This window comes from Arthrobacter sp. NPDC093125, from assembly GCF_044754225.1.
Classification (GTDB): domain Bacteria; phylum Actinomycetota; class Actinomycetes; order Actinomycetales; family Micrococcaceae; genus Arthrobacter.
The window spans coordinates 45,439-63,111 of the sequence record NZ_JBIVOQ010000016.1 but is presented as its reverse complement, the minus strand read 5'-3'; the positions used below and the strand labels follow the sequence as shown (position 1 = coordinate 63,111).

The following is a 17,673-nucleotide window of genomic DNA, read 5'->3' as shown; positions in this document are numbered from 1 at the left end:
GGCGCCGACATCAGCGCGTCTGTGGACGCGCTGATGTCAGTCGACTCCGGGCTCCGCGCTCTGCCGGCCGCCCTTCCGTGATCGAAAACGCCGCTTGGAAATCATTCACCCGCCAGCACACGACACACGCACACGTTAGAGGAGCACCACCGAATGACCAGGCACCCTGCACGCCGGACCTTTCTAGCTTTAGCAGCCTTCGGCGCTGCAGTTCGCCATCCGTCAACAACATGCCGTGCATCTGCTCCGTGTGACGGAAAACGCTTTAGCAAAAACGCGATGGACAAATACGAAGGCGACATCGAGCTGAACACTGAGCTCGGACGCGTTCCAATGGACCAAGCACGGGCTCGAGCCCTTTAATGGCTTCTGCGTTGATAAGGAAGGCCGCCGATAACCGGTCCTATGACAAGTAGTTGCTTAGGCATCTGATTTCGTGTGGCAGACGCCCCCTCAACTGCGTTGAGTTTATGCAGCCTGTTGCCCGCTGGGGCTGGCGACTAGCCAAAAGCAGTTGCCGTGGCCCTTGACGTCCGATTGTCAGGGGGTGTCTGGCAGCATCTGGTCTGTCGCCTGAGCAGCAAGAAGCCGCGGGCGTGTCTAGGAGTTGCAGAGGTACGTACAGGGCAGGCTCCTCACAGGGGACGACCGAAAGGGTGAGCAAAAAGTAACGCGGCGGGGCCCTGAGGAAACTTGGCCGAAATACCGGAGCGATACTGTCTTCCCATGCTGCCCAGCCCGGACCGCATACGAAGCCCGCGCCCCTGGAGCCAAATTCCTATGTCCTATGTGAAGCCCGGTGATCTGATCACGACGATGATCGACGCTGGTGAGTCGAAGGTATTTATGTCCACCCGGGACACGGTGGTGCGCGCGGCGATGGCCGGTGCGCTGCTCTCCCTGGCGGCCGCGTTCGCCGTCACGGTGAGCGTGACCACCGGCATCCCGCTGTTGGGGGCGATCCTCTTCCCGGTCGGGTTTATCCTGCTGTACCTGCTTGGCTACGACCTGCTGACCGGGGTGTTCGTCCTGACACCCCTGGCGCTGCTGGATAAGCGACCCGGCGTGACCGTCCGCGGCGTGCTCCGCAACTGGGGGCTGGTGTTCGTCGGGAACTTCATCGGAGCGTTCACGGTGGCCCTGCTGATGGCGGTCGTCGTGACCTATGGTTTCGCGATGCCGCCGAACGAGGTCGGTGTCGCCATCGGCCACATCGGCGAGGGTCGCACGCTCGGCTATGCCGAGCACGGCGCCTCCGGGATGCTGACGCTGTTCGTCCGCGGAATGTTGTGCAACTGGATGGTGTCGATCGGCGTGGCCGGCGCCATGATCGCCAAGGACGTCCCCGGGAAAGTGATCGTGATGTGGATGCCGATCATGCTGTTCTTCTTCATGGGCTTCGAGCACTCGATCGTTAACATGTTCCTGTTCCCCTCGGGTCTGCTGCTCGGCGGCCAGTTCACCATCCTGGACTACCTGGTCTGGAACGAAATCCCGACGGTGCTCGGCAACCTCGTCGGCGGCCTGCTGTTCACCGCGCTTCCCCTCTACGTCACCCACGCGCGGACCAAGGCACCGTCCAACACCGTTGGGAACCTCGATCTCCCGACCCGGGAAGACGTCGCAGGCACCGAAACCGGAATCCGCCACTAGTAGGGCGTGTCTCCTAGAGTGACCGGGACGCGCTGGTACACCCGCACGGTGTAACGCCTAAATCGAAAGCAGCGGAGCGTTGCAGGAGTCCGGTACGGCCTACCGCCAGGATCCGGGGCTCCGGCCTTCTGCCCATCTTCACCGGCGCCGATAATGGAGATTCGTCAAAGCCGGCGTGGTTGCTGTTGGGTCAGCAGCGGAAGCTTCACCCAAGCTTGGCTTGGCGCAGGTACTGGTACACCGTTTCCCGGCTGATGCCGTAGTCGCTTGCGAGGACGGATTTGGGAATTCCACTGGCCGCCCGCTGGACCAGCTCGGCTGCTCGTTCCGGTGTGAGGGTCTTTTTCCGTCCCCGGTAGGCACCGCGCTGCTTGGCCAGGGCGATGCCTTCCCGCTGCCGCTCCCGGATCAGGGAGCGTTCGAATTCGGCGAAGGCACCCATCACCGAGAGCATGAGGTTGGCCATGGGGGAGTCCTCCCCGGTGAAGACCAGGCTCTCTTTGACGAACTCCTCACGCACCCCTTCGTGCGTGAGGCCTTGGACGAGAGCACGCAGGTCATCGAGGTTGCGGGCGAGCCGGTCCATGCTGTGCACCACTACGGTGTCCCCGGCACGCGCGAACCGCAGCAGCTCCCAAGCTCCGGCCTGGACGCGTCCCTGCCCGAGGCTCTGTCCGTGAAGACCCGGTCCAGAACCTGGCCTTCGAGCTGGCGCTTTTCGTTCTGGTCAAGCGTGCTCACCCGCACGTACCCGATCCGCTGTCCAGCCACCAGAGCCTCCAAACCCATCAACCTGTCGGCTTGAGTTCTATGGCCTTTATTGGAGCAGGTCAAGATACTTGGATCAGTTGATGCTTTTCCAAGCCATTGTTGGTGTTACGGCCGCGCATCAGGGCCTGGAGGGAGTTTCAGGGCCTTATTGGCCGAGGCTTATCAACTTCCATGGCAGGCGGCTGGGTTGTCCGGCTGTGATGTCGAGTGAGGCCTCGGCTTGTTCTATGTCTTCGGGTGGGAGCAGGGTGCCTGTGGCGATGCGGGCGTTGTTTGATGCGATGACCCTGCCGTTGGGGCCCAGCAGGACGACGGCGGGTTCGCGTATTTGGAGCGCCCGGAGGAAGACTTTCTCGAGCTTCACCAGCGGAAGATCGCATCCCAGGACGTGTGTCCCTTGTGCTGTGGGGGCAGGGACGCAGAGGGTGATGATGCTGACGTTGATGCCACCTAAGTCGACGTAGGGGCCGACAGCCACGGGCCGTCCGGTGGAGGAGGGGAGTTTGAACCATTCACGGGTGGTGTAGTCGTAGTAGTTCAGCGAGTCGGGATTGAGGTCGTGGGTGACGAATTTTGGTTCGCCTTTGGGCTGTGCCCTCCACCATTCCAACCAGTGCGGTGCTTCAGGGAGGCTTCCCGGGGCGTAGGCGATCCCTGCACCGATGATGAGGTCTGAGTGCAGCTGGATGAAGCGGGACAGTTCCTGTTTGAGGAAAAGAAATTCAGCACGGCGGGGGATTCCGGGCGCGGCGTTGGCGGCTGCCGAGACGGTGTTGGCGATCTTTTCCAGGTCGGCGAAAACGCCGTTGATGCTGGTGGAAAGGGCCACTGCGGTTCGCTGAAGTGTTTCCGTGAGGGATTCCAGGTCAGGCTCCTTCTTCGGGCTGCATCGTTAGTCTCAGGTGCTGTTCAATCAGGAATTCCATGTCGCTTCGGCTGTGCTGTTCAGCTGCGCGGGCTGCTGCGTCGGCGTCCCGGTCCCTGATTGCCTCGACGATCGCCGTGTGCTGTTCCACCGCTGAGTTTTCGCCGTCGACGTGATCCGGGATGCCCCACCAAAGGGTCATCAGTTCAGCTTCGAGTTGAAGTGCGACCGAGGTCAGCCTGCTTGATTGCGCGCCAATGCTGATGGCTACATGAAATCGGCTGTCCACGCGGCGCCGCGCCTTTTCGTCGACGGTGTCGCGGTGGCGCTTGGCCAGGTCTTCGAGATGTTCTACGTTTTGAGGGTCGGCGCGGCTGGCGGCGAGCCGGGCAGACATGGAAGCTACGGCAGCCCTCAGGTCGCCAAGGTCCCTCAGCGCTTCTGTGCTTGTTTCCCTGAGCTTGTGCTGTAACTCCGTGTCGGTCAGTTCGATCTGGCGGCGGATGACGCTGCCGCCGCTGCGACCACGGCTGGTTTCGATCAGCCCCTTGGTCCGGAGGGCGGCAAGGGACTGGCGAAGGGCGCTCCGCCTGCCGTGGGTGGGTTTTGCGCTTCCTCTTTCCGGTTCTGTCGGATTGGCGTGCGTATCCAACAGCAATTCATGGCTTTGAGGTGCGCGAACGACATGACGAAATCTCTCTGGCACGTAGTGGTCATGCGAGGTCGCTTTTAGTTGCGCCGGGAAGTCGTTGTGGTGAATTTGTCCTACCAAACGAGGTGTGGACTGTGTCCACGCCTTTCTCCTTATCCAGAGCGGCCTGGCGAAGTGTCCACTGTCAGGCCCCGGTACATGCTTTCCTAGTGCCGGTGCCTGAGAATGGACAGACCGAGCCCAGCCGGACATCCTTTACACCGCGGCCTCACGTCAGGTTGGGGCGTAGTTCAATTTGATAGGGGCGCCTGCCAGGGGGCTCTGGGCCGCTAGGTAGAAGCTGTCCAGTCGGAGCCAACATCGCGCCAAGCGCAGTCGATGCCTTCCAGCACACTAGTCGCGAGGGGACCTCGGCTGGCTGCTGTGATGTTCTGGCGCAGATGAGCCAGCTTTGCTGTGCCGACAATTGCGGTGTGCACACCGGGCGCGAACGCAGTGAAGCGTAAAGCGAACTCTGTCCAACCCATGTCGCCTGGGTCAAGTTCGAGAGCCTGAAGCCGCTCCCAGTAGAGTTCCGCGTAGTGGCCGCTTGGCCGATCGGGGAACCGCCATGGTGCGTTCGCGATGGGGCGCTTGGCGATTACTCCTAGTTCGGGCTGCCTGCCGAGAACGTTTCTGAGGTTCCACTGGTCAGCTATGTTGACGCTTGTTTCGATGGAGCCGAACCGCCCGGATTCCACTGCGAATGCTAGAGGCTCGTTGTCTCCGCTGTAGCCTGGGACACCGATTTTGCCAGCGGCGACGGCCTTATCAAGGGTGTCTTGCAGGTCACCCCGCCGCAGAATTTCGATGGGGCAGGAGTGCAGATAGAAGATGTCGATCCGTTCCGACTGTGTCAGGCGCAATGAACGCTCGATACTTGCCAATACGCTTCCTGGTGACCAGTCTGGTTGACCCTTGATCTTGGGTCCACCTTTGGTTGAAAGCACGAACTCTTCCCGACGTCGGCCCAGGTGCCGGCCGATACGCTCTTCTCTTAGCCCGTAACTAGCGGCGGTATCGATCAGCGTTACTCCGAGATCCAGTGCTCCGTTAAGCACCTCGGCGGCTTCGGCCTCGGTAACATCGATTTCACCAACTTGGCCGGCGCCGAGCCCGACGGCGGAGACGCTAAAAGTAGTGTTACCGAAGGGCCTTCGTTCCAACATGCATCCACTCCTGATCTAATTGCCGTCCGCTCCCTGACCTGTGCAGCAACTTCTTGCTCGCGAAGACGGTATTTCCTCGTATGTTTCCCCCAACGCTGGGGTCAGGCGCTCAACCTTCTAACGGGCCGTGCCGGTTTGGACGAGAAGCCGCGTATTTCGGTAGCGGCGAGCGGCCAACGTCGAGCTTCCTGCGTTACCACCCAGCAATCGGGGTTGCTCGTGCCTGGATCACAAAGTTGAGTTCTTAGCTTTCCGCTGGTACGTGAAAGTGTCATATGGCGTCTTGCGGGCCGGGCGGTCGCCCTGACCCGCAAGACTGGCAGCAGCACCTGCAGATTCCGACCCGTATGGGCTGGTTTAGGGCTCAGCGCAGCCAGGCCGTGGTGTTCGCCGGCAACTTGCCTTCCTCGAGTATTGCGCTGCTGACCAAGACGGTGCCTGCCGGCAGATCAACGGCGGTGTCCCCGAAGTTGGTCACGGACTGCCAGCCGCCGGGTCGGCGGAAGTGCAGGATCTCCGGGTTGCCCGTCTCAACCCATTCGAGCTCTTCGTCGGCCTGGAGCTCTCGGCGCAGGCGAAGTGCGGTGCGGTAGAGCTCCAGGGTGGAGCCTTCGATCCCGTCCTGGGCCTCCACGGCGTACTTGCTGAACCAGTGCGGCTGGGGCAGGTGGGCTGGGCCGTCGCCGAATCCGAGGGAGGTGCCTTCAACACTCCAGGGCAGGGGCACGCGGCAGCCGTCGCGGCCGATCTCGACGCCCTTGTTGCGGAAGAAGGCGGGGTCCTGGCGCTCGAATTCACGGATTTCGGCGACTTCCTGGAGGCCGAGTTCTTCGCCCTGGTACAGGTAGGCAGAGCCGGGCAGGGCGAACATCAGCAGGGATGCGGCGCGGGCGCGGCGCAGGCCCAGCTCGACGTCCAGTTCCTCGGCTGGCCCGCCTGCCAGCAGCCAGGCTTTGCCGTCCTGGCCCTTGGGCTCGGTCGCCGTGACGTCCTGGGCGGCGTTGGTTCCCTGGGCTGCCGTGGCGTTGCCCTTGGGCAGTCCGTAGCGGGTGGCGTGGCGGACAACGTCGTGGTTGGAGAACACCCAGGTGGAGGATGCCCCCGTTTCTTTGGCCGCGAGGAGGTTATCCATGATGATCTTTTTGAACTTCGGGGCCTCAAAGTCGGCCTGCAGGAGGTCGAAGTTGAAGGCCTGGCCGAGGCCTTCCGGGCTGGCGTAGCGGGCGCGGCGCGTCTCGTGGACCCAGGCCTCTGCGACGGCGGTACGCGGCGGGTTGTACTCGTTGAAAAGCTTGCGCCATTCGGCGTAGACCTCGTGGACTTCGTCGCGGTCCCAGAACGGGTGTGACCCGTCAATGAACCCGTCTGCGCCGGCTTTGGCTTCCAGGTCCGCCTTCAACGGCAGCGGCTCGGAGAGGTCCTTTGCCATGCCGTGGGCGACGTCAATGCGGAAGCCGTCCACGCCGCGGTCGGACCAGAAACGCAGGGTCTTCAGGAAGTCCTGGCGGACCTCGGGGTTATCCCAGTTAAAGTCCGGCTGCTCCTTGGCAAAGATGTGCATGTACCACTGGCCGGGGGCGCCGTCCGGTTCGGTGATGCGTTCCCAGACCGGTCCACCGAACACTGAGTCCCAGTCTGAGGGCGGCAGCTCGCCGTTTTCGCCCTTGCCGTCACGGAAGATGTAGCGGTCGCGGGCTGCTGATCCCTTCGGGGAGGCGAGGGCTTCCCGGAACCATTCGTGCCGGTCTGAGGAGTGGTTTGGGACGATGTCGGCGATCAGCTTGATGCCCGCAGCGTGCAGGGCAGCCACCATCTCGTCGAAGTCCTCCAGGGTGCCCAATTTCGGGTCCACGTTGCGGTAGTCGTCCACGTCGTAGCCGCCGTCGGCGAGAGCCGACGGGTAGAACGGGCTCAGCCAGACGGCATCGATTCCGAGTGACTTCAGGTATGGGACCTTGGCGGTGATGCCTTTGATATCGCCGATGCCGTCGCCGTTGGAGTCGGAGAAACTGCGCGGGTAGATCTGGTAAACAGCTGCCTGACGCCACCAGTTCGGATCGGCCATGCGTTCGGATTCAGAGGAGTTTGCCATAGTGGCGGTCGTGGACAAGGGTGCTTCCTTCTTTTCTGTTGATCTGGGATTTTGCTGTTGGTGAGTTGGTGCGTTCAGTGATGCTGTGTTGTTTGCAGGCGAGGCGCCTGGTCCGTCCAAGGCAGGTCGCTGGTGGTGGCGTCGGTGGGGTCATCTTTCGGGGTGGCACTGGAAATGTGTGATCCGGTTTGGCCAGCAGGAACGTTGATCCCCGGGAGTCTCCAGAGCTGCAGTGATGGCCCGGAACCTGAGAAGGTGGTGGATCGCTGTGTGCTCCTTGCGGTAAGAGTGCCACAACCCCATAACGGGGATGATGTGGCATCCCCAGCACGGGGGTGGATGAGCGATGCAGGTAGTTCCACGGCTTCGAATGCAGCCCGGGATGCTGCTACCAGGACACAAACCTCGTTGTGCTCTCGCACGTAGATCAGCACGTCGTGGCCCGCGTACAGCCATCGCAGGCTTCCTTCGTGCAGTGCCGGTAGCTCCTGGCGTAGTCGGCTGAGCTCGCCGATGCCCGGGACCAGGTTCGCGCGTATCTTTTCGGGTTCCGCCAAGGGCATGGGTGTTCTGGCCTCTTCACCGTTGCTCCCTTCGAGGCCGAATTCGTCGCCGGCGAACAGCGTCGGGATTCCGGGCAGCGTGAAGATCATGGCCAGTCCCACCAGTTGGCCGCCCGGGATCATGACGGTGGCTGCCCGGGCAGTGTCATGGGAATTTAGGGCGTTCATGTTCTGCGTGCGGATGCGCCAGGGAAAGGCCGCGGCCAGGGCTTGGTGGGTCTGGACGAAGTGTTTCGCGCTGACGCGGTTGGGACCTGGAATGGGCGTCCCGAAGAAGTTGACCGGAGCTTCCTCTTTCGTCAGCCATTGCCAGAGTGGGCGGGTGAAGTTGGAGTACGTCATCGCCCCGTGCCAGGTTGTTCCGTCGAAATCGGCTGCTGCGTCATTTGTTGACTCTGCGAGCAGCAGTGAATCCGGCTTGATGGACTGCATGGTGTGCCGGATCATCGTGGCGATTTCGCGGTTCATGTCGTCGGTTCCGTGGCGGCCGGTCATGTTTGCCACATCAATGCGCCACCCATCCAGGTTGAACGGCGGGGCGAGCCATCGGCCTATGACCGACGATGTCCCGGTGATGAAGCGCCGGCGCAACTCGGGTGAGTTCCAGTTGAATTTCGGCAAGCTGGGCACACCGAACCACGTGGCGTATGTGGTGTGGTCTTCGTTGAAATAGTAGAAGCCGGCCTCTGGGGAGCGCGGATCCTCAAGCGCGGCTGTGAACCACTCGTGGGCGTCGCCTGAATGGTTTGCCGTGAGGTCGCCGATCACTCGTAGCCCGCGGTGGTGTGCGGCATCCACCAGACGGATGAGCGCCTCGTCTCCGCCCAGCAGGGGGTCCACTTTCGTGAAGGTCGTCGCGTCGTATCGGTGGTTGGACCGGGCGGGGAAAAAGGGAGTCAAGTAGAGCACTGTGGCTCCAAGGGCCTGAATATGGTCGAGATGCTCGGCGATGCCGTCGAGATCTCCACCGTAGAGCTGGCGCGGTGTGGCTTCTCCTGCAGGATGAACGGGTTCATCCCAGCCGCAGCGGACCGCCCACTCGGGCGTGGGCCGGGTGGCAGCGGCTGAGGAACGGGCAAAGCGGTCGGGGAAGACCTGGTAAATCACTGCGCGGTGAACCCAGTCCGGGGCCGGGGCATGGGCGATTAACCGGAAGTCCTGAAAATCGGGGGTCTCCCGGTCAAAGAGTCCCTCCGCGTTCAACCATTCCCACCCAGGCCGGCCCTGATGATTGGTTTCGATCAGGAAGCGGTACCGGAGCACAGGATTGACTGCGAGGACCACACATTCCCACCATTGCCAGGAGTGGTCGGACCCGGTCGGGCAGTCCGGACCATCGACCCGGTGGGCTTCGTCAAAGTGTGGTTCGCCGTCTCTGAGGGAACGAACGAAAACGCGGTCAACGCTGCCGTACGTGGCCGGGATTCGCATCCGGAGCCGTATCTGGCTGCCCACGGCCGGCGCTTGGTCAGAGACATACAGCGGCGAACCGTCATGGTGGGGGATATCGGTCTTCACCGGTTGATTCTCCATCTGCTCTGATCCGGTACAGGTACTTGCCGTTATCGATGTCCTGCCCCGGCAGGCCGGGTGTGGTTGTGCGCTTGCGCGGCTGCCTATCCCTTCACGGAGCCCTGAATCAGCCCGCTGGTGATGTACTTCTGGAGGAAAAGGAAGAGGGCCATTACCGGAAGAGCAGCCAAGACGGACCCTGCGGCGAAGACGCCCCAGTTTTCCGAGCGCTGTTGTGCGACATAGGAATACAGCCCGACGGCGAGAGTCTGCGAATCCGGATCCTGGAGTACGACGGAGGCGATGATGAAGTCGCTGCTGATGCCGATGAAGGACAGCAGTCCGACCACGGCCAGGATCGGGGTCACCAGGCGCAGGATGATGCCGAAGAAAATCTGGACGTGGCTGGCGCCATCGAGCCGTGCTGCCTCGTCAAGGGAGGTGGGCACGGTGTTGAAGAAGCCGTACATCAGGTAGGTGTTCACTCCCAGGGCACCGCCGAGGTAGACCATGATCAGTCCGAGCTGGCTTCCCAGCCCCAGCCACGGAACAACGTCCGAGATGCCGCTGAGCAGCAGGAAGATGGCGACGATGGCGAGCAGCTGGGGGAACAGCTGCAGCAGCATGAGGCTCAGCAGGCCGAATCGCCGGCCTTTGAAGCGCATGCGCGAGAACGCGTAGGCAGCGAGGGCCCCCAGCAGCACGCTGGCCAGGGACGTTACTGCGCCAATGAAGAGTGTGTTCAGAAACCATCGCCCGAAGGGACGCGCAGGGTCAGAGAAGAGCTGGGCGAAGTTCTCGAAGTCGATCTGGCCGAACAGCCTGTTGCTTCCGGCAAGGGTCCCGCTTGAGTCCAGGGCGGCCGAGAGCACATAGAGCAGGGGAAACAACGCGAAGATGATCGTGGCAATTCCCACGAGATGGCGCCAGCCCTTGTTTTTTGCCCACGATGCTCTGCCGCTGTCAGGGCCTCGGGCGGGCAAGGTTTTGCGGTGTGGAATGCTGCGCGTCGAGGTACTGACGGTCATGAGTTTACTTCTTCCAGAGACTTGGTCATTTTGAAGCTCCATGCGGAGATAACCGCCACGATGATGAAGATGAGAATGGCGAGGGCGCTGGCGAGGCCGTAATCCCGGCCGGCGCCGCCGCCGAAGGCGACTTTATAGACCATGGTGATCAGGATGTCTGTCGCGCCGATGTCCATCGTGGTTCCGGAGAACCGGGGGCCTCCGGATGTGAGCATGAAGATGACATTGAAGTTGTTGAAATTGAAGGCAAACGTCGAAATCAGCAGCGGAGCCACGGATACGAGCAGGAGCGGCAGCTTGATGGAGCGGAAAATCCGCCACGCGCTTGCGCCGTCCACGCGGGCTGCCTCATCCAGTTCTTCGGGCAGCGACTGCAGTGCCCCGGTGCAGACCAGGAACATGTAGGGGAAGCCGAGCCAGAGGTTCACCAGCAGGACGCTGAATTTTGCGAGCCATGGATCGGTGAGCCACGGGATTTGGGCGCCGCCGAAGAGCGTCTGGTTGATGAAGCCGAATTCCGGGTTCAGCAAGCCGGACCATACGAGCCCGGAGAGGAAGACCGGGAAGGCGTAGGGCAGAATAATCAGGATTCTGTAGATGCGTTTGCCCCGCAGGTCCTGGCGGTTGAACGTTATCGCGAGGAAGAGTCCCATCACGAAGGTTGTGGCGACAGAGGCCAGCGCGAAGGTGAGTGTCCAGGCCGCCACCTGCAGGAGGGGCCCGCGGAGGTTTTCATCGGTGAAGGCTTTGGTGAAGTTGGCGAAGCCGACATCGATCTTCCAGCCCGGATCCAGGGCGGTCCCGGTCTCGTCGACGAAGTTGCCTTGGCCCCCGTCACGATAGGTCTTTCCGGAAGTCGCATCGGTAAAAGTGTCAGCCGCCGGGTCGTAGGTCAGGGTCGGCTTATAGATGTAGGCGTTGCTTCCGTCGGCGGTGCGCAGCGATCCGTCGGCCGCGTCCTGGGAAAGGGGAACTTCAAGGGACGTGATCTTGTCCTGGTTGGCGATGATCTGGCGGAGGTTCAGCGTGCTGTAGCCATCCATGCCGGTTGCTTTGCCGGTACCGTCGCGCTGGACATCTTCTACTTTCTCGGCCGGCCGGTCAGGTCCCCCAAGCAGGGCCTGGCCATCGGGGTCTGTGAGAAGCAGGTAGAAGTTCTCGCCCTGGCCGAGCACGGAGACCCGGTAAGCAGGTGAGTCCGGAACCCTTTGCTGGGCCGAGCGTTGAATGGCACTGATTGCGTCTTCCTTGCTGCTGTTGTGCCCGTCGCCGTAGTTGGTGAAGGCAATGTAGCCCGTAAACGCAACAACGCAGATCTGGAAAATCGCGAGGAAGAAGACGCCCGGAGCAAGGTATTTGGCGGGAAGACCACCCTTGCGCAGGTAGATCCAGTTGATCAGGACCGTGACGAGGGCGGCGACAGCGAGCACGGTCCAGTTCTCACTCATGAAAAGAACGATCATCACGTACACCGCGAAGGCGTCGACCAGACCGAGCAGCACGATTTTGGCGAGGATGCCGCCCAGTGAATCCGGCCCGCGTCGGGGCTTCTTTGGATTGGTCGGTGACGTAGGTGGGGCTTGTGCGGTGTCGAGTGCAGTCATTAGGGATCTGGCTTTCAGCGATGGTAGGCAGATGTTAGCGGCGGGCCGGCCGGCCTGCTCACGCACAGGCCGGCCGGCAAAAGCGCGGGAGGCTTACTTTGCGATCTTCTTTTGGATGTTGTCGGCCATGGTCTTCCACGCAGCCTCCGGGTCGCCCTGTCCCTTGATCAGAGCCAGTTCCGTGCCGCCCCAGTCGGCCCAGACGGCGTCCATTTCAGGAAGTGCCGGCATGGGCACGCCGTTGGCGCCGATCTTGCCGAATGCTGCCACCACAGGGTCCGTTGCTGCTTTCTCAAAGGAAGCCTTCAACGCCGGTGGCCGGCCCCCGCTCGAGAAGAGGGCATCCTGCACACTTTCGGTGGTCAGGTAGTTCACGGCGAATTCCGTGGCCGCCAGGGAGTTCTGGCTCTTGGAGCTGATAAAGAACCCGTTGACACCGATGAAAGGCTGGGCAGGTTCTGATCCCGCGGTGGGAAGGGGATCGATAGCGACGTTGATGCCGGCCTTCTGGAAGTCAGGGACGTTCCACGGGCCGGTCAGCAGATACGGCGACTCGCCTTTCAGGAACTTTTCCTTGGCAATATCGGCTGTGATGTTCGAGTTGAGGATCTTTTCCCCGGTGTCTCCCCATGCCTTGAGCTTCTTGGCGAACTCGATGCCGCCGGCATTGGCGAGCGTCAGCTTGCTCGCGTCGTAGCCGCCGTCCTCGCCGGTGCCGAACACCGGGGCTCCGAACGAGGTCTGCAGCGGATACAGGTGGTAGGGGTCACCCTGCTTCGGATCAAGCCCGACCAGGAACGGGTACGAGGCCCTTCCCTCAGCGACGGCTTTCTTTCCGTTGGCTATCACCTCATCGAACGTTTCTGCAGGCTCACTGGCCAAGGCCGTGTTCCGGACAAGCCCGATGTTTTCAATGGCGAACGGAACGCCGTACACGGAGCCCTTGTAGGTCATTGCCTTCATGGCTGAATCCTCGAAGAGCTTCCCCTTGTCGCCCAGTTCAACCGGTGCGACGACGCCGTTCTGCACGAGCTGGCCGAGCCAGTCGTGGGCACCAACGATTAAGTCAGGGCCCCTGCCCGTGGGGACCTGGGTGATGAAGTCTTCGCGAACCGTATCCTTCCCGACAAGTTTCACTTCAATTCCGGTTTCCGCCTGGAATTTGGCAGCGACGTCCTTCAGCACCTTCACCCGGGCATTGTCGGCCCACAGGGTGATCGTGGAGGAGCCTCCCTCGGCCAGGTTCTTGCTCTCCTGGGCCGGAGCGGGTGCCGGAGTAGACGATGTGCCGCTGCTTCCGCAGCCGCTGAGGGCAAGAGCGCCGGCCGCACCGAGGGCGGCGATAGAAAAGAGGCGGCGGGTAGGGGCCGCGGCGATGGAAGTCACCTTCATTGGTGTACCTTTCTGGCACGTTTCTGAGGATTGCACCGCGACTCGAAGGGGGCGGTGTGTGGTCGAACCTCCAACCTCAGCCAGGCGAGAGCCCGAACCGGGGCGGACGTGAGAGGCATCACAACTGTAACCGCTTCCATTTTTCCTGTCCAGCCCCCAGTTGGTGATCTTGAAACCGCGGAGTACTAGGGGCTAATGAGCGTGGAAATTAAAGGAAGCGCTTACATTTTGGTCGAAAAGCCCTACAATCGAGACCATGTCTTCCTTCGATGCACCGCCCGTGCGGCAGGACCAGCCCCTGTGGAACGTGCCGCACCACGACGGCTCGGCCATGTATGTCTCCGACCTTTCGCCTGCCCTCGGGGACCAAGTCACCGTTTTCCTGCGCGTCCCGCGGGCAAGCGGAGTGACCCGGGCCCTGCTGCGTGTATGTGTGGACGGTGAGCAGGCGCTTCTGGAGACAACAACCGAGCGGGAAAATGAACACGAGTTCTGGCTGCGGGCGGACATTCCCGTTGAGAACCCTGTTGTGAACTATCGCTGGCTCCTTGACGGGATCCAGGACGGGTACCAGTGGCTCAATGGAACGGGTCTGCACACTCATGACGTGACCGACGCCTCGGACTTCCGGATCAGCACCCATCCCGCACCGCCGGCGTGGGCGGGCGACGCCGTGCTCTATCAGATTTTTCCTGACCGCTTCGCCAAGTCAGCTGACCGGCCCGCGCCGGAATGGGCTATTGCTGAGGACTGGGACAGCCCCGTCATAGGCAGGGGGCCGGAAACGCCGTACCAGTATTACGGCGGGGACCTCGACGGCATCATCGAGCACCTTGACCACATCCAGGCAACCGGCGCCAACACCATCTACCTCACGCCGATCTTTCCGGCCCGCTCCAATCACCGATACGACGCCTCAAGCTTCGACCACGTGGACCCCCTTCTTGGCGGAGACGCTGCCCTCAAACGCCTGTCCGAGGCCGTCCACGCCCGCGGCATGCACCTCCTCGGAGACCTCACCACCAACCATTGCGGAAACGTCCACGAATGGTTCAAGGCCGCGGTCCATGACCCGGGCAGCACCGAAGCAGGCTTCTTTCTCTTCAACCACCATCCGGACGATTACGTTTGCTGGTTCGGGCACCGGTCCTTGCCGAAGTTTGACCACAGCAACCCAGAGCTGCGGCAGCGCCTCTACGAAGGTGAACAGTCCGTTGTGGCCCGCTGGCTCGGACCGCACGGCTTCGACGGATGGCGTATCGACGTGGCCAACATGACCGGCCGGCTCGGCGCCACTGACCTGAACCACCAAGTGGCCACCACCTTGCGCAAGACGATGGCTGACGCCAGCCCTGACGCACTGCTGCTGGCCGAGCACAGCCACGACGCGTCCCACGACCTTGACGGGGACGGCTGGCACGGCGTGATGAACTACGCCGGCTTTACCCGCCCCGTCTGGCAATGGCTCAAGGGACCGGCGGAAGTCCCCTTTGAACCAGGGCCATTTACCGCCATTCCCAGACTTTCCGGGCACGACATTGTGGCTTCCATGCGGGAGTTTTCCGCAGCTGCGCCCTGGCGTGCCACATCACACGCCCTCACGCTCGTGGGGTCCCATGACACGATGCGGATCAGCACCATGCTGGGCGATCCGCGACTGGTTTCTGTTGCGCTGGGCTTGCTGGCCACCATGCCAGGCATCCCGATGCTCTGGGCCGGTGACGAGATTGGCCAGGAGGGCGTTAACGGGGAGGACGGCCGGCGGCCTTTTCCCTGGGCCGACCAGGGGGATTGGAACTCTGACCGCCTCGCTCTCGTCCAAGCCCTGTTTGAGACGCGGAAACAGCTCCCCGCCCTTCGCCAAGGTGGCCTGCGGTGGCTGTCTGTAGACGATGACGCCTTCACATTCCTGCGTGAAGCACCGGGGGAGAGTGTCCTGGTCCATGCGGCACGGGCCAACCACGCGCCGGTGAAGCTGCCCTCCGAAATCGTCGGCGCGCACCTCCGCGGGCTCGCAGGCACAACGGATGTCCACTTAGACGAGAACGGCCTCTTCACGTTGCCCGGTGATGGGCCAGCTTTCGCGATATGGCGTTGCGGGAGCATCAGCCCGGACGCCAAGTGACTACAGGAAGCGCTTTCAGTCGGCCAGCCGAGATCCGCGGTACTCTCGCAAGTTTCCTGCCTTCCCGGCAAATTCCCGACTGAAAGCGCTTTCAAAGGTGATCAAAGGATTCTACAATCGAGACCATGACCCCCGCCCCGCTCTCTCCGTGCAGGATCGAACCGATCTGAAACTGATGGCCGTTCACAAATCCCATGCCGATGATCAGCGATTCTCCTCAGAGTACAGCGCCAGCGGGTCCCCAACCCTGTTATCGGATGGATTTATATGGCTACGGCTGGGCTGACAACCGAAGGAACAAAGCCGGGCGCCCCCCGTCTAAAGGATGTGGCCGCGCTTGCCGGCGTCTCATCAGCAACTGTCTCGCGCGCCCTGAGCGGAAACGGGCTTGTATCCGCCCGGACCAGAACCAAGGTGCAGAAAGCTGCTGATGAGCTGGGTTTCGTCATGTCTTACCATGCCTCCAGCCTGGCTAGCGGGCGCAGCCGCAACATTGGTGTCGTGTTGCCCTTCGTCGGCCGATGGTACTTTTCCACTGTTCTGGAAGGCGCCGCAGCCGCACTCATGGAAGCTGGATACGACCTCACCCTTTATAACTTTGAGGGTGACCGCTACCGGGAAAGCATCCTGTCCAACTTTCTCCTCAGAAAAAGACTGGACGCAGTGCTCGCTGTGGCCCTGAACCTGGATGAGCAAGAAACCGAGCAGCTGCTCTCAACAGGCATCCCGGTTGTTGGAGTCGGGGGCCCGTTAGCAGGCGTAAGCACCATCAGTATTGACGAGTTCGACGCTGGCCGACGTGCCACCGAACACCTCATCGGCTTAGGACACCGCAAAGTCGCGCATGTCGGCGGCGAGAACGAACAGGACCGCTATTTCAGAACGTCGGGTGACCGGCGTGCGGGGTACCTGCACGCCATGAAAAGTGCTGACCTGCCTGTGAATCCGGCATGGCTTCTGACATCCGATTACTCCTTTAATGACGCCTACCAGCAGGCCAAAAACCTTCTCGCCGACCCCGTCAACAGGCCCACAGCAATTTTCAGTGCCTCCGACGAAATGGCTGCAGGAGTAATTCTCGCAGCCAGAGACCTAGGGCTCAGCGTCCCGGGCAATCTATCCGTGATCGGAATTGATGCCCATCCAATCGGCCAATCATTTGGCCTCACTACCTTGGACCAGCATGCCCACGACCAAGGCGTCCAAGCTGTGGAGAGCATCCTCGATCAGCTCGCCGGCACTTCTGCCGAACCCACCAATAACGTCCTTCCCACCAACTTTCTTGTCCGCTCCTCCACGGCGCCACCACCTGATCAGTAAGTCTGTCCGGTTCCCAGAACCCCAACGTTCCAACATCATGAGGTGGCAGACAGCTCATGGGCGGATTTCCGCCATGCCGGAAGTCAGACGCACCGCCGCCGCACAAGACCCGACGGCAACCCCTCTTACGACAAAGGACATCGAATGGAAAGCCACGAACTCGTCACGGACTTTCGCATCAGAGACAAGCAAACGCTCGACAAGCAACTCAATGCAGCGGTGGAAACGGCAATCGAAAGAGCCCTCCCGCAGCGGAAGGGTGTCCTCGTCACGCGACACGACGCGAGGCGCTTCACCGTCACCGTTACAACAGAAGTTCCCTTTGGACTCATCTACGAACACGACCACTCAGCACGACCCACTCGCAAAGCTGTCGCCATGTAAGAGGCGCAGCCCGTATGCCGATTCGTTCCACGTTGCCCGCATCCTACTGTTCGCGACCGGAAGGGCCGGCACCTCAGCTCTCTCTGTCTGTTCCGTCACCCGCTTCTCCGCGGTCCAGACAATGACACCCCCCTCGAAGTGCTGCTTGACTCCGCCGGAGAAAGTGATTTCGTCCGTGATCGGGTATCCAAGCTTGCCGTTCTGCGCGTCGGTCTTCAACCATGCTGCACGGATAGCGCCCTCGGAGACGAACGCACCGTTCGCCGGAGACCAGACGATGCTGCCCTTCTCAAAGGAGTGGGAAGCGCCGCCCTTTCCAAGCCACGCCGTTCTTGAAATCCTGAGCCAGTCCTCCCGGTGCGGGAACGGACTACCGCTCAGTGACCGGGTACCCCAGCTTGCCCTTGTCCTTGCCCTCGTGGATCCACACGGAGGCAATCGGGTGACACCTGTGCAGGGGCGATCGCGGGATGACTCGGTGCCCCGCACGCAGGCCAAAAGGCC

The 17,673-nt window shown here is 61.7% G+C and carries 13 protein-coding genes and 1 pseudogene; 4 read left to right on the top strand and 10 right to left on the bottom strand.

Annotated features, from left to right (window positions below):
• Window positions 1-780: 780 nt before the first annotated feature.
• Window positions 781-1,653, top strand: a complete 873-nt coding sequence (locus tag ACIP9X_RS19695) for a formate/nitrite transporter family protein (RefSeq protein ID WP_400481447.1) — start codon at window positions 781-783, stop codon at window positions 1,651-1,653.
• Between the two features lie 205 nt (window positions 1,654-1,858).
• Here the strand turns inward: ACIP9X_RS19695 and ACIP9X_RS19690 are convergent.
• From ACIP9X_RS19690 to ACIP9X_RS19650, 9 genes and pseudogenes are all read right to left on the bottom strand, one after another.
• A pseudogene (locus tag ACIP9X_RS19690) lies at window positions 1,859-2,424 on the bottom strand (recombinase family protein).
• Window positions 2,425-2,569: 145 nt separating this feature from the next.
• Complete coding sequence (locus ACIP9X_RS19685) at window positions 2,570-3,253, bottom strand: cache domain-containing protein (protein ID WP_400481446.1); 684 nt, start codon at window positions 3,251-3,253, stop codon at window positions 2,570-2,572.
• Between the two features lie 37 nt (window positions 3,254-3,290).
• Window positions 3,291-4,061, bottom strand: a complete 771-nt coding sequence (locus ACIP9X_RS19680; protein ID WP_400481445.1) for a FadR/GntR family transcriptional regulator — start codon at window positions 4,059-4,061, stop codon at window positions 3,291-3,293.
• A gap of 209 nt (window positions 4,062-4,270) precedes the next feature.
• On the bottom strand, window positions 4,271-5,149 hold the full coding sequence (locus tag ACIP9X_RS19675) for an aldo/keto reductase (protein ID WP_400481444.1): 879 nt from the start codon (window positions 5,147-5,149) through the stop codon (window positions 4,271-4,273).
• Between the two features lie 364 nt (window positions 5,150-5,513).
• Window positions 5,514-7,259, bottom strand: coding sequence for a glycoside hydrolase family 13 protein (locus ACIP9X_RS19670; protein WP_400481443.1), 1,746 nt, complete (start codon window positions 7,257-7,259; stop codon window positions 5,514-5,516).
• A gap of 56 nt (window positions 7,260-7,315) precedes the next feature.
• A complete protein-coding gene (locus ACIP9X_RS19665; protein WP_400481442.1) occupies window positions 7,316-9,322 on the bottom strand; it encodes a glycoside hydrolase family 13 protein in 2,007 nt (668 codons plus the stop codon).
• Between the two features lie 98 nt (window positions 9,323-9,420).
• Complete coding sequence (locus tag ACIP9X_RS19660; protein ID WP_400481441.1) at window positions 9,421-10,344, bottom strand: sugar ABC transporter permease; 924 nt, start codon at window positions 10,342-10,344, stop codon at window positions 9,421-9,423.
• Window positions 10,341-11,948 (bottom strand): ABC transporter permease subunit, encoded by a 1,608-nt coding sequence (locus tag ACIP9X_RS19655; RefSeq protein WP_400481440.1) that lies wholly within the window; start codon window positions 11,946-11,948, stop codon window positions 10,341-10,343. The genes ACIP9X_RS19660 and ACIP9X_RS19655 overlap by 4 nt, the downstream gene beginning before the upstream one ends.
• 93 nt (window positions 11,949-12,041) lie before the next feature.
• On the bottom strand, window positions 12,042-13,340 hold the full coding sequence (locus tag ACIP9X_RS19650) for an extracellular solute-binding protein (RefSeq protein ID WP_400481439.1): 1,299 nt from the start codon (window positions 13,338-13,340) through the stop codon (window positions 12,042-12,044).
• Between the two features lie 256 nt (window positions 13,341-13,596).
• Between ACIP9X_RS19650 and ACIP9X_RS19645 the strand changes: the two genes are divergently transcribed.
• The 3 genes from ACIP9X_RS19645 (at window position 13,597) to ACIP9X_RS19635 (ending at window position 17,169) form a co-directional block, all read left to right on the top strand.
• Complete coding sequence (locus ACIP9X_RS19645) at window positions 13,597-15,465, top strand: glycoside hydrolase family 13 protein (RefSeq protein ID WP_400481438.1); 1,869 nt, start codon at window positions 13,597-13,599, stop codon at window positions 15,463-15,465.
• Window positions 15,466-15,732: 267 nt separating this feature from the next.
• Complete coding sequence (locus ACIP9X_RS19640) at window positions 15,733-16,785, top strand: LacI family DNA-binding transcriptional regulator (RefSeq protein ID WP_400481437.1); 1,053 nt, start codon at window positions 15,733-15,735, stop codon at window positions 16,783-16,785.
• A gap of 144 nt (window positions 16,786-16,929) precedes the next feature.
• Entirely contained in the window at window positions 16,930-17,169 is a 240-nt protein-coding gene (locus tag ACIP9X_RS19635) for a hypothetical protein (RefSeq protein ID WP_400481436.1), read from the top strand.
• On the opposite strand, the gene ACIP9X_RS19630 is transcribed toward ACIP9X_RS19635, so the two are convergent.
• Complete coding sequence (locus ACIP9X_RS19630) at window positions 17,134-17,658, bottom strand: LGFP repeat-containing protein (RefSeq protein WP_400481435.1); 525 nt, start codon at window positions 17,656-17,658, stop codon at window positions 17,134-17,136. The genes ACIP9X_RS19635 and ACIP9X_RS19630 overlap by 36 nt on opposite strands.
• Window positions 17,659-17,673: the final 15 nt, after the last annotated feature.

What these genes read in the sequence shown, in the direction of transcription:
- ACIP9X_RS19695 (WP_400481447.1), top strand. Translation starts at nt 781, where the DNA reads ATGTCCTATGTGAAGCCCGGTGATCTGATCACGACGATGATCGACGCT.
- ACIP9X_RS19675 (WP_400481444.1), bottom strand. Translation starts at nt 5,149, where the DNA reads ATGTTGGAACGAAGGCCCTTCGGTAACACTACTTTTAGCGTCTCCGCC.
- ACIP9X_RS19660 (WP_400481441.1), bottom strand. Translation starts at nt 10,344, where the DNA reads ATGACCGTCAGTACCTCGACGCGCAGCATTCCACACCGCAAAACCTTG.
- ACIP9X_RS19655 (WP_400481440.1), bottom strand. Translation starts at nt 11,948, where the DNA reads ATGACTGCACTCGACACCGCACAAGCCCCACCTACGTCACCGACCAAT.
- ACIP9X_RS19650 (WP_400481439.1), bottom strand. Translation starts at nt 13,340, where the DNA reads ATGAAGGTGACTTCCATCGCCGCGGCCCCTACCCGCCGCCTCTTTTCT.
- ACIP9X_RS19645 (WP_400481438.1), top strand. Translation starts at nt 13,597, where the DNA reads ATGTCTTCCTTCGATGCACCGCCCGTGCGGCAGGACCAGCCCCTGTGG.
- ACIP9X_RS19640 (WP_400481437.1), top strand. Translation starts at nt 15,733, where the DNA reads ATGGCTACGGCTGGGCTGACAACCGAAGGAACAAAGCCGGGCGCCCCC.
- ACIP9X_RS19635 (WP_400481436.1), top strand. Translation starts at nt 16,930, where the DNA reads ATGGAAAGCCACGAACTCGTCACGGACTTTCGCATCAGAGACAAGCAA.